Origin of the sequence: Psychroserpens sp., from assembly GCF_045105015.1 — a bacterium.
Taxonomy (GTDB): domain Bacteria; phylum Bacteroidota; class Bacteroidia; order Flavobacteriales; family Flavobacteriaceae; genus Psychroserpens.
In genome coordinates, this window is the sequence record NZ_JBGCCX010000009.1 from 12,272 (window position 1) to 28,117 (window position 15,846).

Here is a 15,846-nt window from a genome sequence, read left to right on the forward strand (position 1 = left end):
TTTCAGTTTGCAAAAATAATATATTTCAAACGTTTTCGTAGCGTTTTTTATAAAAATAAAAAACCCATCATAATCATTAAATTATAATGGGTTTTCTAAAAACTCTTATCAAGGATTTAACGAATAACAAATTGTTCGCGCTCTCCGTTCTTATTTATAAGTCCAATTTTCTTGATGTACTGTTCTGCATTTGCACCATATTTTTGTTTCAATATTGAAATATCTTCAATAGTCTTAATTTTAATATTATTGATATCTGTAATAATATAATTTGAGGAGATGCCTAGGTTTTCAGCTAGCCAATCATTTTCATTCTTAATGACTTCTACACCATAATTAATTTCATTTTCGATTTTACGCTCTTCTGAAAGATTTTTCAATTCCATATTCATGAAATCAACCGTTAAAATGTCTGTTTTTGAAAGCGCTACAGGAAGGGTTTTAATATCATCATCTCTCAGAATTTCCACGTTTACGATATCATCAGGACGTTTGGTTTTGAGATAACCACTCAAATCAGAAAATTTAGAAATTTCTATGTTGTCTATCTTTTTTATTATATCTCCAGTTTTAATACCAGCTTTTTCAGCACCTGATTTTTCAGTTACGTCAGCAACGTAAACTCCATTAATTTCATTTAAACCTTTTTCAATGGCTTCTCTAGAGTTGGTATTAAGAAGTGATACACCTAAAATTCCGTTTTGAACATTTCCAAATTCGATAATATCTTCAACTACTTTTCTGGCAATATTACTTGGTACTGCAAATGAGTAGCCAATGTATGAGCCTGTTTGAGAGGATATGGCTGTGTTAATTCCAACTAGTTCACCATTAGAATTTACTAGAGCTCCTCCGGAATTACCTGGATTTACAGCAGCATCGGTTTGAATAAAAGATTGTGAATTTCTGCCAGATAAATCTCTAGCTTTTGCACTTATAATTCCCGCAGTAACGGTAGAAGTTAAATTAAAAGGGTTTCCAACGGCTAAAACCCATTCACCAATTTGAGCAGCATCAGAATCACCAAAAGTAATGAATGGTAAGTCATCTTCAGCTTCAACTTTGAGAAGTGCAATATCTGTTTTTTTATCTGAACCAATCAGTTCGGCATTATATATTTTATTGTCGTTTAAGGTTATTGAAATAGATTCAGATCCTTCAATTACGTGATTGTTTGTAATGATATAACCGTCAGGTGAAATGATAACACCACTTCCTGTACCAATTTGCGCTCGTTTAGATTGTTGTCTTCCATAGAATAAATCTTGTAAGCTCATAGGAGCTGAAACTAAAGCTGTGTTTTTCACATGGACTACTGCATCAACAGTTTTCTCGGCAGCATTTACAAAACTTGGATGCTCAGCGCTAACTAAATTTGCCGCAGTGGCTTTGTGATTTGTTGGAACAAAAAATGGCTGTTCTACAGAAGTTTCAACAGTAACAACCTGTTTTTTTTCAATGAATAGCTTGTAGGCAGATAATGTGATAATTCCACCTAATACTGAAACAAACACTAATGTTAAGATTTTTTTCATAGTATTAAATATTTATTAATTAGGTAACACTAAAATTAATTATTTATTGATTTTATAATTCAACTTTAACGATTTTTAACGTCACTTTTAACGCTCATTTAACAACGTTATAATCGTGTCATTATTCCTATATTTGCATTCATATGCAATTGACTTTTTATAAATATCAAGGAACAGGAAACGATTTTGTGATGATTGATAATCGTCAACAAATTTTTGACAAAAATGATACCAAACGTATTGCGTTTTTATGTGACAGACGTTTTGGCATTGGTGCTGACGGATTGATATTATTAGAACATCACGAATCGGAAGATTTCAAGATGGTATATTTTAATGCCGATGGGAATGAAAGTTCAATGTGTGGGAATGGTGGACGATGTATTGTCGCATTTGCTAACTATTTAGGAATAATATCCTCTCATGCAACTTTTGAAGCTATTGATGGCCATCATGAAGCTAATATTTCTGGTTATCAAGTAAGTTTGAAAATGCAAGATGTATCACAAGTTGAAAATCATAATTCTTATGTTTTTTTAGATACAGGTTCACCTCATCATGTGCAATTGGAACATCAATTAGATGCAATAGACATCAAAACAGAAGGACGTAAAATTAGATATGGTGAACCTTATAATGAGTCTGGGAGCAACGTTAATTTTGTTTCTAAAAATGCAAATGACAATTTTTCAGTGAGAACTTACGAACGAGGTGTTGAAGATGAAACTTTGTCTTGTGGTACTGGAGTTACTGCTGTTGCTTTAGCAATGCATTATATAGGTGAAACAGAAAAAAATACTATAGAATTAAAAACTAAAGGCGGACCTTTAAAAGTATCATTTCAAAACGAAGATAATGTATACAACAATATATGGCTTACAGGTCCTGCAATTCAAGTTTATAAAGGTAATATATAATGATTAATCTAAAAGGTGAACATATTTATTTACGTGCTTTAGAACCTGAAGACTTAGATTTTATTTATGAGATTGAAAATGACCAATCTGTTTGGGAAATTAGCAGTACGATTACACCTTATTCTAAATTTTTAATCAAACAGTATCTTGAAAATGCTCATAAAGATATTTTTGAAGTTAAGCAATTGCGTTTGGTGATTTGTAATACTGATGATGTAGTTTTAGGGTTAATTGATGTGTTTGATTTTGATGTTAAAAATAAACGTGCAGGAGTTGGAGTTTTGATTAAAGACGAATCAAATAGACAGAAAGGTTACAGTAAAGAAGCGCTAAAATTATTAATTGCGTACTGTGCCAATCACTTAGATTTAAAACAATTGTATTGTAATATTTCCGAAGACAACAACATGAGTTTAAAACTCTTTAAAGCAAGCGGTTTTAATATTGTAGGTCTAAAAAAAGATTGGAACCTTGTGAACGGTTCTTACAAAAATGAATACCTATTACAACGAATTTTAAAATAATATGTACATAAAAAAAATACTTTGGGCAATTGCCATTATTGGATTATTAGTTGCTGCTTATTTCGCATACTTTGTATACGATGCGATGTTTAAACCTAATACAGCTTTTAATAATAAAGAAGCTTATGTATATGTGTCATCTAATGCTACTTATGAAGAGGTAAGGTCACAGTTAGAGCCATTGTTAATTGACATAGAGTCTTTTGACGCCTTAGCAACTCAGAAGAAGTACACTAAAAATCTTAAAGCAGGAAAATACTTGATTAAGAAAGGAATGAGTAATAACGATATTATCAATTCTATTAGAATAGGTAATCTGCCAGTTAAATTGTCATTTAATAATCAAGAATCGCTAGAGAAATTAGCAGGACGTGTGAGTCAGCAAATTGAAGCAGATAGCATATCATTATTAAGCGCAATGAAAGATGTAGATTTTTTAAAATCTAGTGGGTTTTCTAAAAAAACAGCTTTAGGGATGTATATTCCGAATAGTTACGAAGTCTTTTGGAACACTTCTGGAACGGACTTTAGAGACCGAATGTTGAAAGAGTTTAATCGCTTTTGGAATTCAGATAGAAATGCTAAAGCTAAGTCCATTGGTTTATCTCGTGATGAAGTCATGGCACTTGCATCTATTGTTTATGAAGAATCTAAACAAGCGAGCGAACAACCCAGAATTGCTGGTGTTTATATGAATAGGATTAAAATAGGTATGCCTTTGCAAGCAGATCCTACTTTAAAATTTGCAGCTTACAAATTACCTAAGTATAAAAATACAGTGATTAAAAGAGTGCTCAATATTCACAAGGAAATAAAATCACCTTACAATACTTATAAATATGCAGGTTTACCTCCAGGATTAATTGCAATGCCAGATATTTCTGCAATTGATGCTGTACTTAATTTTGAGAAGCATAAATACTTGTATTTTGCAGCAAATGCAAAAAAGCCTGGCTTTCATAAGTTTGCAAAAACCTTAGCCCAGCATAATGTAAATGCAAGAGAATATCAAAGATATTTAACGTCTCAAGGCATCAATCGATAGGTGTGAAGTATCGTTGGATACATATTTGTCTTGTTTTTTTAGTAACGTTTTCTTCATTTTCACAATCCAAATTAGATGCGTTTTTAAAGCCAAGTGATACTTTAAATACACCACGTAGAAATGCAGTTGTAATTACTGAAATCTCTTTAGGAACTCTAACATTGCTTGGTTTAGATCAGTTATGGTATGCCGATTTTCCACGTTCAAAATTTCATACAATTAATGATACTGATGAATGGTTACAAATGGACAAATTGGGCCATGCATTTTCAGCGTATCAATTAGGGAAAGTAGGAGCAGATGTTTTACAGTGGAGTGGTGTCGAAAAAAAAGATCAGCTAATTTATGGTGCTACTTTAGGTTTAACTTTTTTAACTGCCGTAGAAATTTTAGATGGTTATAGTGCTGAATGGGGATTTTCATGGTCAGATATGGCTGCAAATGCTGCAGGTACGGGTTTGTATATTGGACAAGAGTTACTATGGAAAGAACAGCGAATGTTGTTAAAATATTCATTTCATCAAACCAATTACGCAAATCAACGTCCTGATAAATTAGGTGATGGTTTTACAGAAGAGTTTTTGAAAGATTATAATGGCCAAACTTATTGGTTGAGTGTCAATATAAATTCCTTTGTAAAATCTAGTAAAATTCCTAACTGGTTAAACATTGCTTTTGGCTATGGAGCAGACGGAATGTTGACGGGTAGAAATGAAATCGTTGATAACTTATTAATAAGTCAAAATAGACAGCGTCAATATTACCTAAGTTTAGACGTCGATTTGTCTAAAATAAAGACAAATTCTAGGTTCCTGCGATCGTTGTTTGACATTTTTAACACGTTAAAGGTCCCTTTTCCAACTCTAGAATTCAACGAGAAAAGCCCTACAAAGTTCCATTTCATCTACTTTTAACAGCACTTTAACAGCTAGTTTTCAGTAATTTAAAAAAAGGCGTATATTTGCAAACTGAATTTGTAAGGTAATTAAGGGGACAATTTTTACCATACATAAATTAGCTATTATGATTAAAAAAGTAAGAAATTATTTTGCTATCCCTCTAGCTATTTGTAGTGTTATGTTTATGGCACTTAAACCGAGCCCTTCATTAGATGTCGCTATGTATTCTACAGAAGGATTAGAACTGGATTTTACAGTTCAACACAATTCAGTTTTAACTTCTGAAACCACTAAAACACATCTTTCAAATCCTTTTCAAAAAACACATGCTTATTTTCCATATTTAGGAAAATCATACACAGGATTTAAAGAAGCTGTCGCATTTAAAGAATCAAGAGGAAACTATTTTACAGTAAACACTTTAGGTTATTTAGGTAAGTACCAATTTGGAGCTGAAACTCTAAAATTAATTGGGATTTACAATCCGAATCACTTTTTATCAAACCCTGAATTACAAGAAAAGGCTTTTTTAGCTAATGCAGAACGCAACAAATGGATTTTAAGAAAAGACATTAAGCGTTTTGATGGTAAAAAAATCAATGGAATTTTAGTCACTGAATCAGGAATTTTAGCTGCAGCTCATTTGGCAGGTCCTGGAAGCGTAAAGAAGTTTTTAAGAAGCTATGGTCATCAGAATTTTTCAGATGCTTATGGCTCTACTGTAAAACATTACATGAAGAAGTTTTCTGGATATGATACATCTTCAATTATACCTGATAAAAAGGCGAAAGCAGTATTATAAAAATAGAATATTAATTACATACGAAATCCTTGAAACCTAAAGTCTCAAGGATTTTTTTATTGAGATTCATTTTCCGTATTGTAAAAGCCATCAATAGCATCTTTTTCAACAAGAGTTACGGGTCTTTGAAGAATTAAGTTGTTAGGATAAGTTACCAAATCACCATTGTCTAATCGTAAATGCAACTGAAAAGCTCTTATGTCTTCAATAATGGCTTTTATCGGGTAATCTTTATCATGAATTTCAATTTTATCTCCTACCTTATATGGGAAATTAAAAAACATAATAATTCCTGAAGTTACATTGCTAAGAATAGACCAAATAGCGAAAAGCGCAATTCCAATAACAGCAAATATTGAAGATAATAATAAAGTAAGTTCTTTTAATTGTGCTCCAAATACAAATGCTTCAATAATTAATGCTATAAGAATTAAAGTTACACTTACATAGCGACAAATTAAATTGATACGAGCATCATTGATGCCACTTTTACGACCAATTTTTCTAACTATTGCATTGGCAATGATTCTAATTAACAATAGAATTAATAGTACAATTCCTGTAGTGATTAATTCTGTTTGATGGGTTTCAAAAAACATAGTGAGTATAAATGTTGTTTGTGCTTATATAGCAAATATAGGGTAGAATTAATTTAGCATAAGCGTTTCTCTTAATACTTCATCAGCATTTTTGTTTTTGGACCAATATGCAGATTTGATTGTTTTGAGCTGAGTTGCTTTTGTAGTTAACGTTTTGGCATTTAAACCATAACCATCTTGATAGGTGTCTTCCCATCCAGTAATCTCATAAGGAAATACAGGATTGAAATTTATGGTAAGTGTTCTGTTTAAATCAGGATAATTAATCGAGTATGAATTTTCGTTTAGTTCTGCTAAAGCTTGATAGGCTTTTAATTCTATATGTTTAAGTCTAATATATTCGAATGAAGGAATCATTTTTAAGGTTCCTGTTGGTAATGAGGATGGATTAATTCTTAATTGTGTCCAAATTTCGTTTTCTAAAACAGCTTTATCTAATTTAAAATATTGATCACCTTCACTTTCAAAGTAAGAATGAGAATTAATTTCAAATAATTTTTTATTATTCAATTGAGAGTAAGCTTGTCCACACCATTCTTGAATTGAACAAGATATTTTTAGTGCATGTTGCTTATTTTTAATAGGATAAAAGGTAGACTGCATGATGGAATAGGGATAAATACCAGTTGTAAAATTCTTAGTCATGTTTAGCTTTAAAACTGAAGTATTTGCATTGTTGAAATGATCAGCTTTCACTTGTTTTTCTGGAAGAAAATCTTCTGTAACAAATACTAATACAGAACTACCTTGTCTTAATTCACCATATCTAGCTTGTTCTAATTTAAATGAGGTGATTTCAGCCGTTCCCGAATACCAATAAGATTTAAATGCTTCTGATAGTATGAAGGTATTCTCAGACTTAATGTTAGATTCTGTATTGGTTAAAGCAGTATCGTTGTGTGTTTCTCTCTGTTTGCATGAACAAATCACACAAATGAGCAAAATTAAAACAATGGATTTATAACGTAGCATTTACCTTGAGATATAAAATAATTTGTTTGGTAAATGTACGAATGAATGTAAACTATACCATACTGTTTAACGTTTTGTAAACTAAATGTGTTGGTAATCCTACAACGTTAAAATAAGAGCCTTTTATGCTTGTGATTCCAATGTTTCCAATCCATTCTTGAATACCATATGCTCCTGCTTTATCAAAAGGTTTGTAGGTGTCGATGTAGTAATTGATTTCTTCAATAGTAAGCATTTTAAACGTAACTTCAGTAATAGCATTTACCGTTTTTTGATAAGAAGTTGTCGTAAAGCAGACAGAAGTAATTACCTCGTGAGTTTTGTTACTCATAGATTGTAACATCTGGAATGCGTCTTCTTTAGAGGAAGGTTTGCCAAGCGCCTTATTGTCATTCCATACAATTGTATCACTGGTAATTAAAATATCATTTGATTGTAATTCTTTCTTAAATGGAAGTGATTTTAGTTGTGCTAAATAATCACTAATTTCAAAATGTGTTAATCGATCTGGATAGTTTTCTTTGACAGGTTTTAAACGAATTTCAAAATCAAGACCTAAATCTTTAAAAAAATGTTGTCTTCTAGGTGAACCTGAAGCTAATATAAGATGGTAATTTTTGAGTTTTTCGCTTAACATGATTGACTTATTTCAATATAAAGGAATAAAGTAGCAGTGATAGAATTCCGAAAACCATTATGATTTTATACATAAAGCTAATGTGTTTAAAATGAAATTTTGATGTTGCTAAGTGAATTTTTATAGTAGTATAAATTAATGGTGCTAAAACAAAAATTAAAAAATAAATAATGGCAATTTGTTGTTGGTACAAATAAGTGACAATATAATAAACAACTACAGCAATTGGTAGTATGCTAATTACTAAAGCTATGATTTTAGAACGTTCTCGACCAATTGCTATTGGAAGTGTATTCATTTGTGCATTGTAATCACCATCAACATCTTCGATATCTTTAATCATTTCACGAACCAAGTTGATTAAAAACGCAAACACTGCATAATCTACAAGAATTTTAAAAAAAGTAATTTGAGTAGCTCTGTTTCCTTCTGTAATGGCTGGTATTAAATCGAAAACACCGACAATTAATATACTCATTGCTACAAGAATTGAAATAGCAATATTACCAATTAAAGGTGTGCGCTTTAAGAATGAGGCATAAACATATAAAGCTGCGGAAATAATGACAAATATTGAAAAGAATGGACTCTTTCCAACACTAAGAGATAAGTAAAACCCAATTCCAACACCAATAATATTTAATAAAATAAATAGGTTAAATGCTATTGATTCTGAAATAGATTTACCAACTATAACTTTTTCAGGTTTGTTGACTGTGTCAGTTTCTATATCGTAAATATCATTGATAATATTTCCAGCTGCAGCAATGCAAACTGTAGCTATGATTAACAATGTATAACCAATCATATTTAGTCTTACATCGACTTGGAAAGGCTCAAATAAAGCAAATCGTATAAGAAGTTGCACCAATACAATGAGCAATAAATTTTTATAACGAATCAGATTTAAAATATGCAAAAGCAATGGATTTATAAGTTGTTTTCTTTTTGTAACTAATCGTATTTGGCGTCAAAGTTGCCGTCCCATTTATTTTGGACTCTCATAACTTGCTCAATGATATCTCTCACAGCGCCTTTTCCACCATTTTTATGAGAAATATATTTGCTGATGGTTTTAACTTCGTAAACTGCATCTTGAGGGCAAGTAGGTAAACCAACTAGTTTCATTATAGGAACATCAGGAATATCATCACCCATGTATAAGATATTCTCATCCTTTAAATCCTTTTTGTTTTTATACTCGTTAAGCTGATCAATTTTATTATGAGCACCAAGATAAATGTCTTTTATACCTAAACCTTCTAAACGTTTTTGAACACCAAGATTGCTTCCTCCAGAAATAATACAAACATTATATCCAGCATCAACGGCAGTTTTTAGTGCATAACCATCTTTAATATTCATGCGTCTTAGCATATCTCCATTAGTCATTATGGTAACGGTGCCATCAGTAAGTACACCATCTACATCAAAAATGAAGGTGTCTATATCATGCAAATATTCTTTATAGCTTTTATCTTCCATGTGTTTTTTTAATTGATTCAGTTAGTAAATTGTAATTGGCTTTGTGATGCGCATTATCTAATGCTTTTAAATGTTTTTTGATCGTCTTTTTGTCATTGCGTTTTGCTGGTCCAGTTTGCGCTTTGTAAGGCGAAATGTCTTGAACTTTTTTAGCCGTTTCTAAAATCAAAGGCTTAAGCATATCAAATTCAGCACCATTTGATTCTGTGATTTCGTGAGCTACGCGATAGATTTGATTAGTGAAATTATTGACAAAAACTGCAGCCAAATGAAGAGAAGCACGTTGGTCGCTATTCACTCGTTTAGTGTGGTCTGAAATACTAATGGCTACACTTTTGAGTAATGAATAATCTGTTCTAACCAAGGTTTCTATACATATTGGGATTTCAGAAAAATTTACTGATGTAGATTTAGAAAAGGTTTGTAACGGATAAAAAACGCCTCGTCTGTTTTTTTTATCAATATCATAAGCACTAACACTTCCTGAAGTATGAACTACAAATCGGTTTTCGAAAGGTAATTGAGATGATAACTCAGAAATTGCATCATCACTTACTGCCAGAATATAAACATCTGCTTCAGTTAATTGAGATAGATTATTAATAATCTCAACGTCGTTTTTATACGACTCAATAGTATCTAAAGTTCTGTTATACCATTGGTTTACAGTTACATTGTTTGAGGCCGCAAAGGCTTTATACAAATGTGTGGCAACGTTGCCTGCTCCTAATAGAATTACTGAAATCATATTGCTAAAATACAATAGAAATACGACATACAAATTAACTTATTTTGATTTCCTATTTAGTTGTAAACAATTAACTTTACAAACCATGAAACACGACATTCAAAATAGAGAAGATATAGTATTACTTGTCTCAGAATTTTATAAAAAAATCCGAGAGCATAAAGTGCTAGGTCCCTTTTTTAATGATACTATTCATGATTGGGAACAACATTTGGACCATCTTACTACGTTTTGGGAAACCAGTTTATTTATGACAAAAAAACTCAAGCATAAATATTATGGGAATCCACTTGAGGCTCATGTAAAGGTCGATAAAAAATTTAACCATTCAATTACAGAATTGCATTTTGGTTTCTGGCTAAACTTATGGTTTCAAACTTTAGATGAGTTGTTTGAAGGTGACGTGGTTGAAAATGCAAAACGAAGAGCTCGAAAAATGGGAACCTTTATGTATCTCAAGATATTTGAAGCACGACAGAAATAATTTTTGATTCTTTTTTAACACATTTTTGAGTCTTTTTCATTAGAGCTAACTAAACTAAAATGGTTACCTTTGCACAGCTAAAAAAGTCACGTTAACAATCAAACGAAAGCTATGCAAAAAAAAATTGCCAATATTCTATTTTCAACACGTTTAACTGGTATTTTATTTATTGTTTTTGCAGTAGCAATGATTATAGGGACTTTCTTAGATGCCAGCCAAGAAACGTCACCTACACCTTACACCAGACACTATATTTACAATGCTTGGTGGTTTGAGCTCATAATGGTTTTATTTACTATTAATTTTATAGGAAATATCTTTAGATACCGTCTCTACAAAAAGAAAAAATGGGCAACACTAACGTTACATTTAGCATTCATTTTTATTTTTATTGGTGCAGGAATTACCCGATATATTGGCTATGAAGGATGGATGCCAATTCGTGAAGGAGAAACCACTAACGATATTTTAACTAGAGATATATATGTTACAGCTTACATTGATGGTGATTATGTTGTCGATGGAAAAGCACAGCGTAAAGTTGTTAATGAACGTGTTGATTTTTCTGAACGATTAGATAACGATTTTGAATTCACTAGCGATTATAATGGAACTCCAGTAACAGTTTCTGTAGAAAAATTTATTAAAGGTGCTGAAATAGATGTTGTTCCAGATGAAAATGGAGAGTCGTATCTTAAAATTGTTGAATCTTCTGGTGGCGAACCACATAATCATTACTTAAAAGATGGTGAAGATCAACTCATACACAATTTAATTTTCACACTGAATAGTCCAAAAAAAGGAGCCATCAATATTACTACAGATGAAAGTAATGGCATTTTTATAGAATCGCCATTTGAAGGTGATTATATGACGATGTCAACTAGAGCTACTGGAAAGTTAGTTAAAGACTCAATCCAGCCACTAGCATTACGTTCTAGATACCAAATAGCAAACTTATCCATGGTATTTCCTAAGCCAGTGATTAAAGGTGAGTTTGAATTAGTTAAACGTTCTCAAATGCTGAGAGGAAGTGAAGATGGTGTCGTTGTAAATGTTACTGCAAATGGAGAAACTAAGCAAGTTAATCTATTGGGTGGACAGTACATAAGCGGACAGTTTGAACAGGTTAAAGTAGGTGGATTAGATGTGGCTTTGAAATATGGATCCATGGTTAAAGAACTTCCATTTAGTATTAAACTCAATGATTTTATAGCTGAGGTGTATCCTGGAACAGAAGATAGCTTTTCGTCCTATGAAAGTAAAATAACCGTTGTTGATGATGAAATGGGAGAGTTCGATTATCACATTTATATGAACCATGTATTAGATCATAAGGGTTATCGGTTTTTTCAAGCAAGTTTTGATCCAGATTTAAAAGGAACAAAACTCTCTGTTAATCACGATCAATGGGGAACTTGGATTACCTATTTTGGATATATGTTACTCTATTTCGGATTGATGGCAATTCTTTTAGATAAAGGCACTCGATTTGCAGATTTGAAACGTAGTCTTGAAAAAATTAAAGTTAAAAAATCAAAGTTAATAACTGTACTGTTATTGTGTTTTGCTACAACCGGTTTTTCACAAGAACATACTGCAGATGATGGTCACGACCATGGCAACGATATTGCCATTGTAAAACCAACAAAAACTGAAATTGATTCTGTAATTAGAGCCAATATCGCACCTAAATCACATTCGGATGCTTTTGGTGAATTAGTAGTTCAAGATTATAGTGGACGAATGATGCCTATGAATACGTTTGCTTCAGAAGTATTGCGTAAAGTAAGTAAAAGAGATCATTATGAAGAGTTTGACCCTAACCAAGTTATGCTGTCCATGCAAGAGAGTCCTTTATTTTGGTACAATGTTCCTATCATTTATTTAGCAAAGCGAAAAGGGGATTCTATCAGACATATAATTGGTGTAGATGAAAGCAAAAAATACGTATCTATAACAGATTTTCTCAAGGAAGATGGAAGCTATAAATTGGCTCCTTTTTTAGAAGATGCCTATAAAACTCAGGTACCTAATGGGTATCAGAAAGAATTTAAGGAAACAGACCAACGTATTAATTTACTATTCAATACCATCGAAGGACGTTCCTTAAAGATTTTTCCTGTTCCTAATGATGAAAAAAACACATGGATATCACCTGTTGAATACAGAGAACAGTTTGAAGAGAAAGTAAACGATACCATTTACGGACAATTTATTCAAAATAGTTTTGGGTTTTATCTATCAGAGTTATATAAAGCTAAACAAACAAATGATTATAAAACTGCTGATAAATTACTAGAAGCTTTTAAAAAGAATCAAAAGAAACTGGGTAGTGAAGTCATGCTATCTGATGATAAAGTTAAGACAGAGATTCTTTACAACAAATATGACATTTTTAAAAAACTATTTACTTGGTATTTATATGTTGGATTATTATTATTTGTGTTGCTAATTGTGCAAATATTTAAGGATAAGAATAAAGTTTTAGACCTTATTATTAAAATACTAGGGTTTTTAATCTTAGCCTTATTTTTGTTACACACAGCAGGATTAATTGCACGATGGTATATTTCTGGTCATGCACCTTGGAGTGATGCTTACGAATCTATCATTTATGTAGCTTGGGCAACAATGCTGTTTTGTTTATTACTTTCAAATTCTAAAGGACATAATTACTTGTCAATTATTTATGGAATATTTGGAGGGAAAAACACATCTTATTTGACAACAGCTGCTGGAGCATTTGTAACTTCTATGTTGCTAATGGTTGCACATTTAAGTTGGATGGATCCAGCAATTGCAAATTTACAACCCGTTTTAGATAGTTATTGGTTAATGATTCATGTCGCAGTTATTGTGGCTAGTTATGGTCCGTTTACACTAGGAATGATGCTTGGAATTACAGTATTATTATTGATGATTTTCACAACTGAAAAGAATAAGCAAAAAATGTCCTTAAATATTCAAGAATTAACAATTATCAATGAAATGTCTTTGACTGTTGGGCTTGTTATGTTGACTATTGGAAACTTTCTTGGTGGAATGTGGGCAAATGAAAGTTGGGGAAGATATTGGGGCTGGGACCCAAAAGAAACTTGGGCTCTTATTAGTATTATGGCTTATGCATTTATTATTCATATGCGATTGATTCCAGGTTTAAGAGGACGATTCGGATTTAATTTTGCGTCAATTATAGGGATTGCGTTTATAATCTTTACTTATTTCGGTGTCAATTTCTATTTATCAGGATTACATTCTTATCAGTCAGGTCAACAAATATTAAGCTATCAGTACATAGCGTTAGCGTTAATTTTAGTTGCAATTCTTGGTTTCCTTGCTTATAAAAAATACCTCAAGTTTTATAAAAAGTAAACAATCTGAGTAATATTGTATTTATAACTCAAAGTCTCACAAATGAAGTTTTTAAAAGAGTTTAAGGAGTTTGCTGTTAAAGGCAATATGATGGATATGGCCATTGGTATCATTATTGGCGCGGCTTTCAATAAAGTGATTGATGTTTTAGTAAAAAAAGTGTTCATGCCTCCATTATCATTAATGACACATGGTCTTAATTATCAAGACAAAAAATATGTGCTTAGAGATGCTGTTGCAAATTCTAATGGAGAAGTAACAGTTGAAGAAGTTGCAATAGAATATGGAGTTTTATTTGAAACGTTTCTAGATTTTTTAATTGTTGGCTTTACTGTTTTTTTAGTAGTAAAGGGAATGAATAGATTGCGAAGAAAAGCTCAAGATCCAAAAAATAAAGTTGTCGCAACACCAAAAGATATTGAATTATTATCAAAACTTACTGACCTAATTGAAGAGCAGAACAACTTGCTAAAAGACAAAAAATAATTTACCTAGCCGAACTAAGAAGCTTTTCTAATTTCGAATAGTAAATATTATCAAAATCTTCAATAATCAAATCGGCTTCAGAATAATTTTGACCTTCTGAATGCGGACTCTTATATCCAACACAAAAAATTCCAGCAGCTTTTGCAGCTTTAATACCATTTGTAGAATCTTCAATTACAAAACAATCATTTGCATGATGTTCAGATAATTCAGCAGCTTTAATGAAAATTTCAGGATGAGGTTTAGATGCTTCTAGATCTGCGCCACTAATTTTTGCTTTAAAATATTGATCTAAATCAAAACGTTTAAAAATACGATTGATATTATCCATTGATGCTGAGGACGCTAAAACTAAGCTCATTTCGTTAGAATAATAATCTTTAATTAATTCAAGAACACCATCAATTAATGACAAACTCTTGTCATTTTCGAATAAATACTTAAATCGATCTCGTTTAATACCAACTAGAGTATGAGGTGAAAGCGGTAAGTTGAAATACGAAACCAGTTGCTCACAAATTGAAATGGTAGACTGTCCAGTAAACGAAGCGTATAATTGTTCAGAAACATCAATATTAACATCGTTGAACATTTGGTAATACGCATTATGGTGAAGTGGTTCGGTGTCAACAATAACACCATCCATATCAAATAATACTGCTTTAAACATATAGATTAATTAGTTAGTTGTTACGAATATAATTAAAAACATACTGATAATCAATACGTTTAGAATACAATTGTTGAGGTGCATTAATGTTCGATAAAGTGCTTAAATAAACTTGCGATTTATTAAAATCGCCTGTTTAAGAATATTATTTTTCTTACAATAGTTGTTGTATTTTGTCGATTTAATTAACTGATAAACAATGTTTAAAGTAAATAATTACCGTTTAACTGATTTATGTTTGAAATGGTTTAGTTGATTGTAAGTTTGTAATTCCCTCATTGGACACTTAATAGCATTTGTCCCTTTCTCCCTCAATGAACATAAATTAATGTTCGTTCCCTAAACGAATAAAACTATTTAAAGAGTAAAGAACAATGAAGAAATATTGCTTTTTATATTGCTGTCTTTTTGCGATGTGTTTTACATCAGCATTATCTTTTTCTCAATCTGATATTTACGAGAGTTATGTGATTTTAAATGTTAATGGTTCAGGGAATTCCTTTTATGATCTTAATGTAGATACAGCCAATACAAATTTTGAAGGTGCTAATTTGGGAACGTTTAGATCAAGTAATAGTTTGATTTTGAATGGCGCTCAAAATCAGACCTACAAGTGTGGTACACACAATATATTAAACAGCTACATAGATTATAGAGTTTATGTAACT

General features: G+C 31.5%; 17 protein-coding genes. 9 read left to right on the forward strand and 8 right to left on the reverse strand.

Features of this window, described 5'->3' with window-relative positions:
- Positions 1–116: 116 nt before the first annotated feature.
- On the reverse strand, positions 117–1,535 hold the full coding sequence (locus tag AB8B90_RS00445; protein ID WP_405332476.1) for a S1C family serine protease: 1,419 nt from the start codon (positions 1,533–1,535) through the stop codon (positions 117–119).
- Positions 1,536–1,678: 143 nt separating this feature from the next.
- Here AB8B90_RS00445 and dapF point away from each other — a divergent pair, with 143 nt between their 5' ends.
- The 5 genes from dapF to AB8B90_RS00470 all read left to right on the forward strand — a co-directional run bounded on the left by dapF (position 1,679) and on the right by AB8B90_RS00470 (position 5,722).
- The gene (gene dapF / locus AB8B90_RS00450) at positions 1,679–2,452 is read left to right on the forward strand and encodes a diaminopimelate epimerase (RefSeq protein ID WP_405332479.1); all 774 of its coding nucleotides are present in this window, start codon (positions 1,679–1,681) and stop codon (positions 2,450–2,452) included.
- Positions 2,452–2,976 carry a GNAT family N-acetyltransferase gene (locus tag AB8B90_RS00455; protein ID WP_405332482.1) on the forward strand — a complete coding sequence of 175 codons (525 nt, stop codon included), beginning with the start codon at positions 2,452–2,454 and terminating at the stop codon, positions 2,974–2,976. Before dapF ends, AB8B90_RS00455 begins: the two co-directional genes overlap by 1 nt.
- Before the next feature lies 1 nt (position 2,977).
- Complete coding sequence (gene mltG / locus AB8B90_RS00460) at positions 2,978–4,021, forward strand: endolytic transglycosylase MltG (RefSeq protein WP_405332485.1); 1,044 nt, start codon at positions 2,978–2,980, stop codon at positions 4,019–4,021.
- Positions 4,022–4,023: 2 nt separating this feature from the next.
- Entirely contained in the window at positions 4,024–4,935 is a 912-nt protein-coding gene (locus AB8B90_RS00465) for a DUF2279 domain-containing protein (RefSeq protein ID WP_405332488.1), read from the forward strand.
- 109 nt (positions 4,936–5,044) lie between these two features.
- Positions 5,045–5,722 (forward strand): peptidoglycan-binding protein LysM, encoded by a 678-nt coding sequence (locus AB8B90_RS00470; RefSeq protein ID WP_405332491.1) that lies wholly within the window; start codon positions 5,045–5,047, stop codon positions 5,720–5,722.
- 56 nt (positions 5,723–5,778) lie between these two features.
- On the opposite strand, the gene AB8B90_RS00475 is transcribed toward AB8B90_RS00470, so the two are convergent.
- Genes AB8B90_RS00475 through AB8B90_RS00500 form a run of 6 tightly spaced genes read right to left on the reverse strand, consistent with a single transcriptional unit; the run spans position 5,779 to position 10,163 of the window.
- Entirely contained in the window at positions 5,779–6,321 is a 543-nt protein-coding gene (locus AB8B90_RS00475; protein WP_405332494.1) for a mechanosensitive ion channel domain-containing protein, read from the reverse strand.
- Positions 6,322–6,369: 48 nt separating this feature from the next.
- Complete coding sequence (locus AB8B90_RS00480; protein ID WP_405332497.1) at positions 6,370–7,293, reverse strand: septum formation inhibitor Maf; 924 nt, start codon at positions 7,291–7,293, stop codon at positions 6,370–6,372.
- Positions 7,294–7,345: 52 nt separating this feature from the next.
- The gene (locus AB8B90_RS00485; RefSeq protein ID WP_405332500.1) at positions 7,346–7,930 is read right to left on the reverse strand and encodes a Maf-like protein; all 585 of its coding nucleotides are present in this window, start codon (positions 7,928–7,930) and stop codon (positions 7,346–7,348) included.
- A gap of 7 nt (positions 7,931–7,937) precedes the next feature.
- A complete protein-coding gene (locus AB8B90_RS00490; protein ID WP_405332503.1) occupies positions 7,938–8,855 on the reverse strand; it encodes a geranylgeranylglycerol-phosphate geranylgeranyltransferase in 918 nt (305 codons plus the stop codon).
- A gap of 29 nt (positions 8,856–8,884) precedes the next feature.
- Complete coding sequence (locus AB8B90_RS00495; RefSeq protein ID WP_405332506.1) at positions 8,885–9,415, reverse strand: KdsC family phosphatase; 531 nt, start codon at positions 9,413–9,415, stop codon at positions 8,885–8,887.
- Positions 9,405–10,163: a Rossmann-like and DUF2520 domain-containing protein gene (locus tag AB8B90_RS00500; RefSeq protein WP_405332509.1), complete on the reverse strand. Its 759-nt coding sequence runs from the start codon at positions 10,161–10,163 to the stop codon at positions 9,405–9,407. The genes AB8B90_RS00495 and AB8B90_RS00500 overlap by 11 nt, the downstream gene beginning before the upstream one ends.
- An 85-nt stretch (positions 10,164–10,248) precedes the next feature.
- Between AB8B90_RS00500 and AB8B90_RS00505 the strand changes: the two genes are divergently transcribed.
- From AB8B90_RS00505 to mscL, 3 genes are all read left to right on the forward strand, one after another.
- Positions 10,249–10,647, forward strand: a complete 399-nt coding sequence (locus tag AB8B90_RS00505) for a group III truncated hemoglobin (RefSeq protein WP_405332511.1) — start codon at positions 10,249–10,251, stop codon at positions 10,645–10,647.
- 111 nt (positions 10,648–10,758) lie between these two features.
- Positions 10,759–14,022, forward strand: coding sequence for a cytochrome c biogenesis protein CcsA (ccsA, locus tag AB8B90_RS00510; RefSeq protein ID WP_405332514.1), 3,264 nt, complete (start codon positions 10,759–10,761; stop codon positions 14,020–14,022).
- A gap of 42 nt (positions 14,023–14,064) precedes the next feature.
- Positions 14,065–14,508, forward strand: a complete 444-nt coding sequence (mscL, locus tag AB8B90_RS00515; RefSeq protein WP_405332517.1) for a large conductance mechanosensitive channel protein MscL — start codon at positions 14,065–14,067, stop codon at positions 14,506–14,508.
- A 1-nt stretch (position 14,509) separates the two neighbouring features.
- Here the strand turns inward: mscL and AB8B90_RS00520 are convergent, their stop codons facing one another.
- Positions 14,510–15,178 (reverse strand): HAD family hydrolase, encoded by a 669-nt coding sequence (locus tag AB8B90_RS00520; RefSeq protein WP_405332520.1) that lies wholly within the window; start codon positions 15,176–15,178, stop codon positions 14,510–14,512.
- A gap of 374 nt (positions 15,179–15,552) precedes the next feature.
- Between AB8B90_RS00520 and AB8B90_RS00525 the strand changes: the two genes are divergently transcribed.
- The coding region (locus tag AB8B90_RS00525) for a hypothetical protein (protein WP_405332523.1) at positions 15,553–15,846 on the forward strand (294 nt) is incomplete at its 3' end.

Bases quoted from the DNA above. Each gene is read 5' to 3' on its own strand.
- AB8B90_RS00445 (WP_405332476.1), bottom strand. From the start codon at position 1,535: ATGAAAAAAATCTTAACATTAGTGTTTGTTTCAGTATTAGGTGGAATT.
- dapF (WP_405332479.1), top strand. From the start codon at position 1,679: ATGCAATTGACTTTTTATAAATATCAAGGAACAGGAAACGATTTTGTG.
- AB8B90_RS00455 (WP_405332482.1), top strand. From the start codon at position 2,452: ATGATTAATCTAAAAGGTGAACATATTTATTTACGTGCTTTAGAACCT.
- mltG (WP_405332485.1), top strand. From the start codon at position 2,978: ATGTACATAAAAAAAATACTTTGGGCAATTGCCATTATTGGATTATTA.
- AB8B90_RS00470 (WP_405332491.1), top strand. From the start codon at position 5,045: ATGATTAAAAAAGTAAGAAATTATTTTGCTATCCCTCTAGCTATTTGT.
- AB8B90_RS00475 (WP_405332494.1), bottom strand. From the start codon at position 6,321: ATGTTTTTTGAAACCCATCAAACAGAATTAATCACTACAGGAATTGTA.
- AB8B90_RS00480 (WP_405332497.1), bottom strand. From the start codon at position 7,293: ATGCTACGTTATAAATCCATTGTTTTAATTTTGCTCATTTGTGTGATT.
- AB8B90_RS00485 (WP_405332500.1), bottom strand. From the start codon at position 7,930: ATGTTAAGCGAAAAACTCAAAAATTACCATCTTATATTAGCTTCAGGT.
- AB8B90_RS00495 (WP_405332506.1), bottom strand. From the start codon at position 9,415: ATGGAAGATAAAAGCTATAAAGAATATTTGCATGATATAGACACCTTC.
- AB8B90_RS00500 (WP_405332509.1), bottom strand. From the start codon at position 10,163: ATGATTTCAGTAATTCTATTAGGAGCAGGCAACGTTGCCACACATTTG.
- AB8B90_RS00505 (WP_405332511.1), top strand. From the start codon at position 10,249: ATGAAACACGACATTCAAAATAGAGAAGATATAGTATTACTTGTCTCA.
- ccsA (WP_405332514.1), top strand. From the start codon at position 10,759: ATGCAAAAAAAAATTGCCAATATTCTATTTTCAACACGTTTAACTGGT.
- mscL (WP_405332517.1), top strand. From the start codon at position 14,065: ATGAAGTTTTTAAAAGAGTTTAAGGAGTTTGCTGTTAAAGGCAATATG.
- AB8B90_RS00520 (WP_405332520.1), bottom strand. From the start codon at position 15,178: ATGTTTAAAGCAGTATTATTTGATATGGATGGTGTTATTGTTGACACC.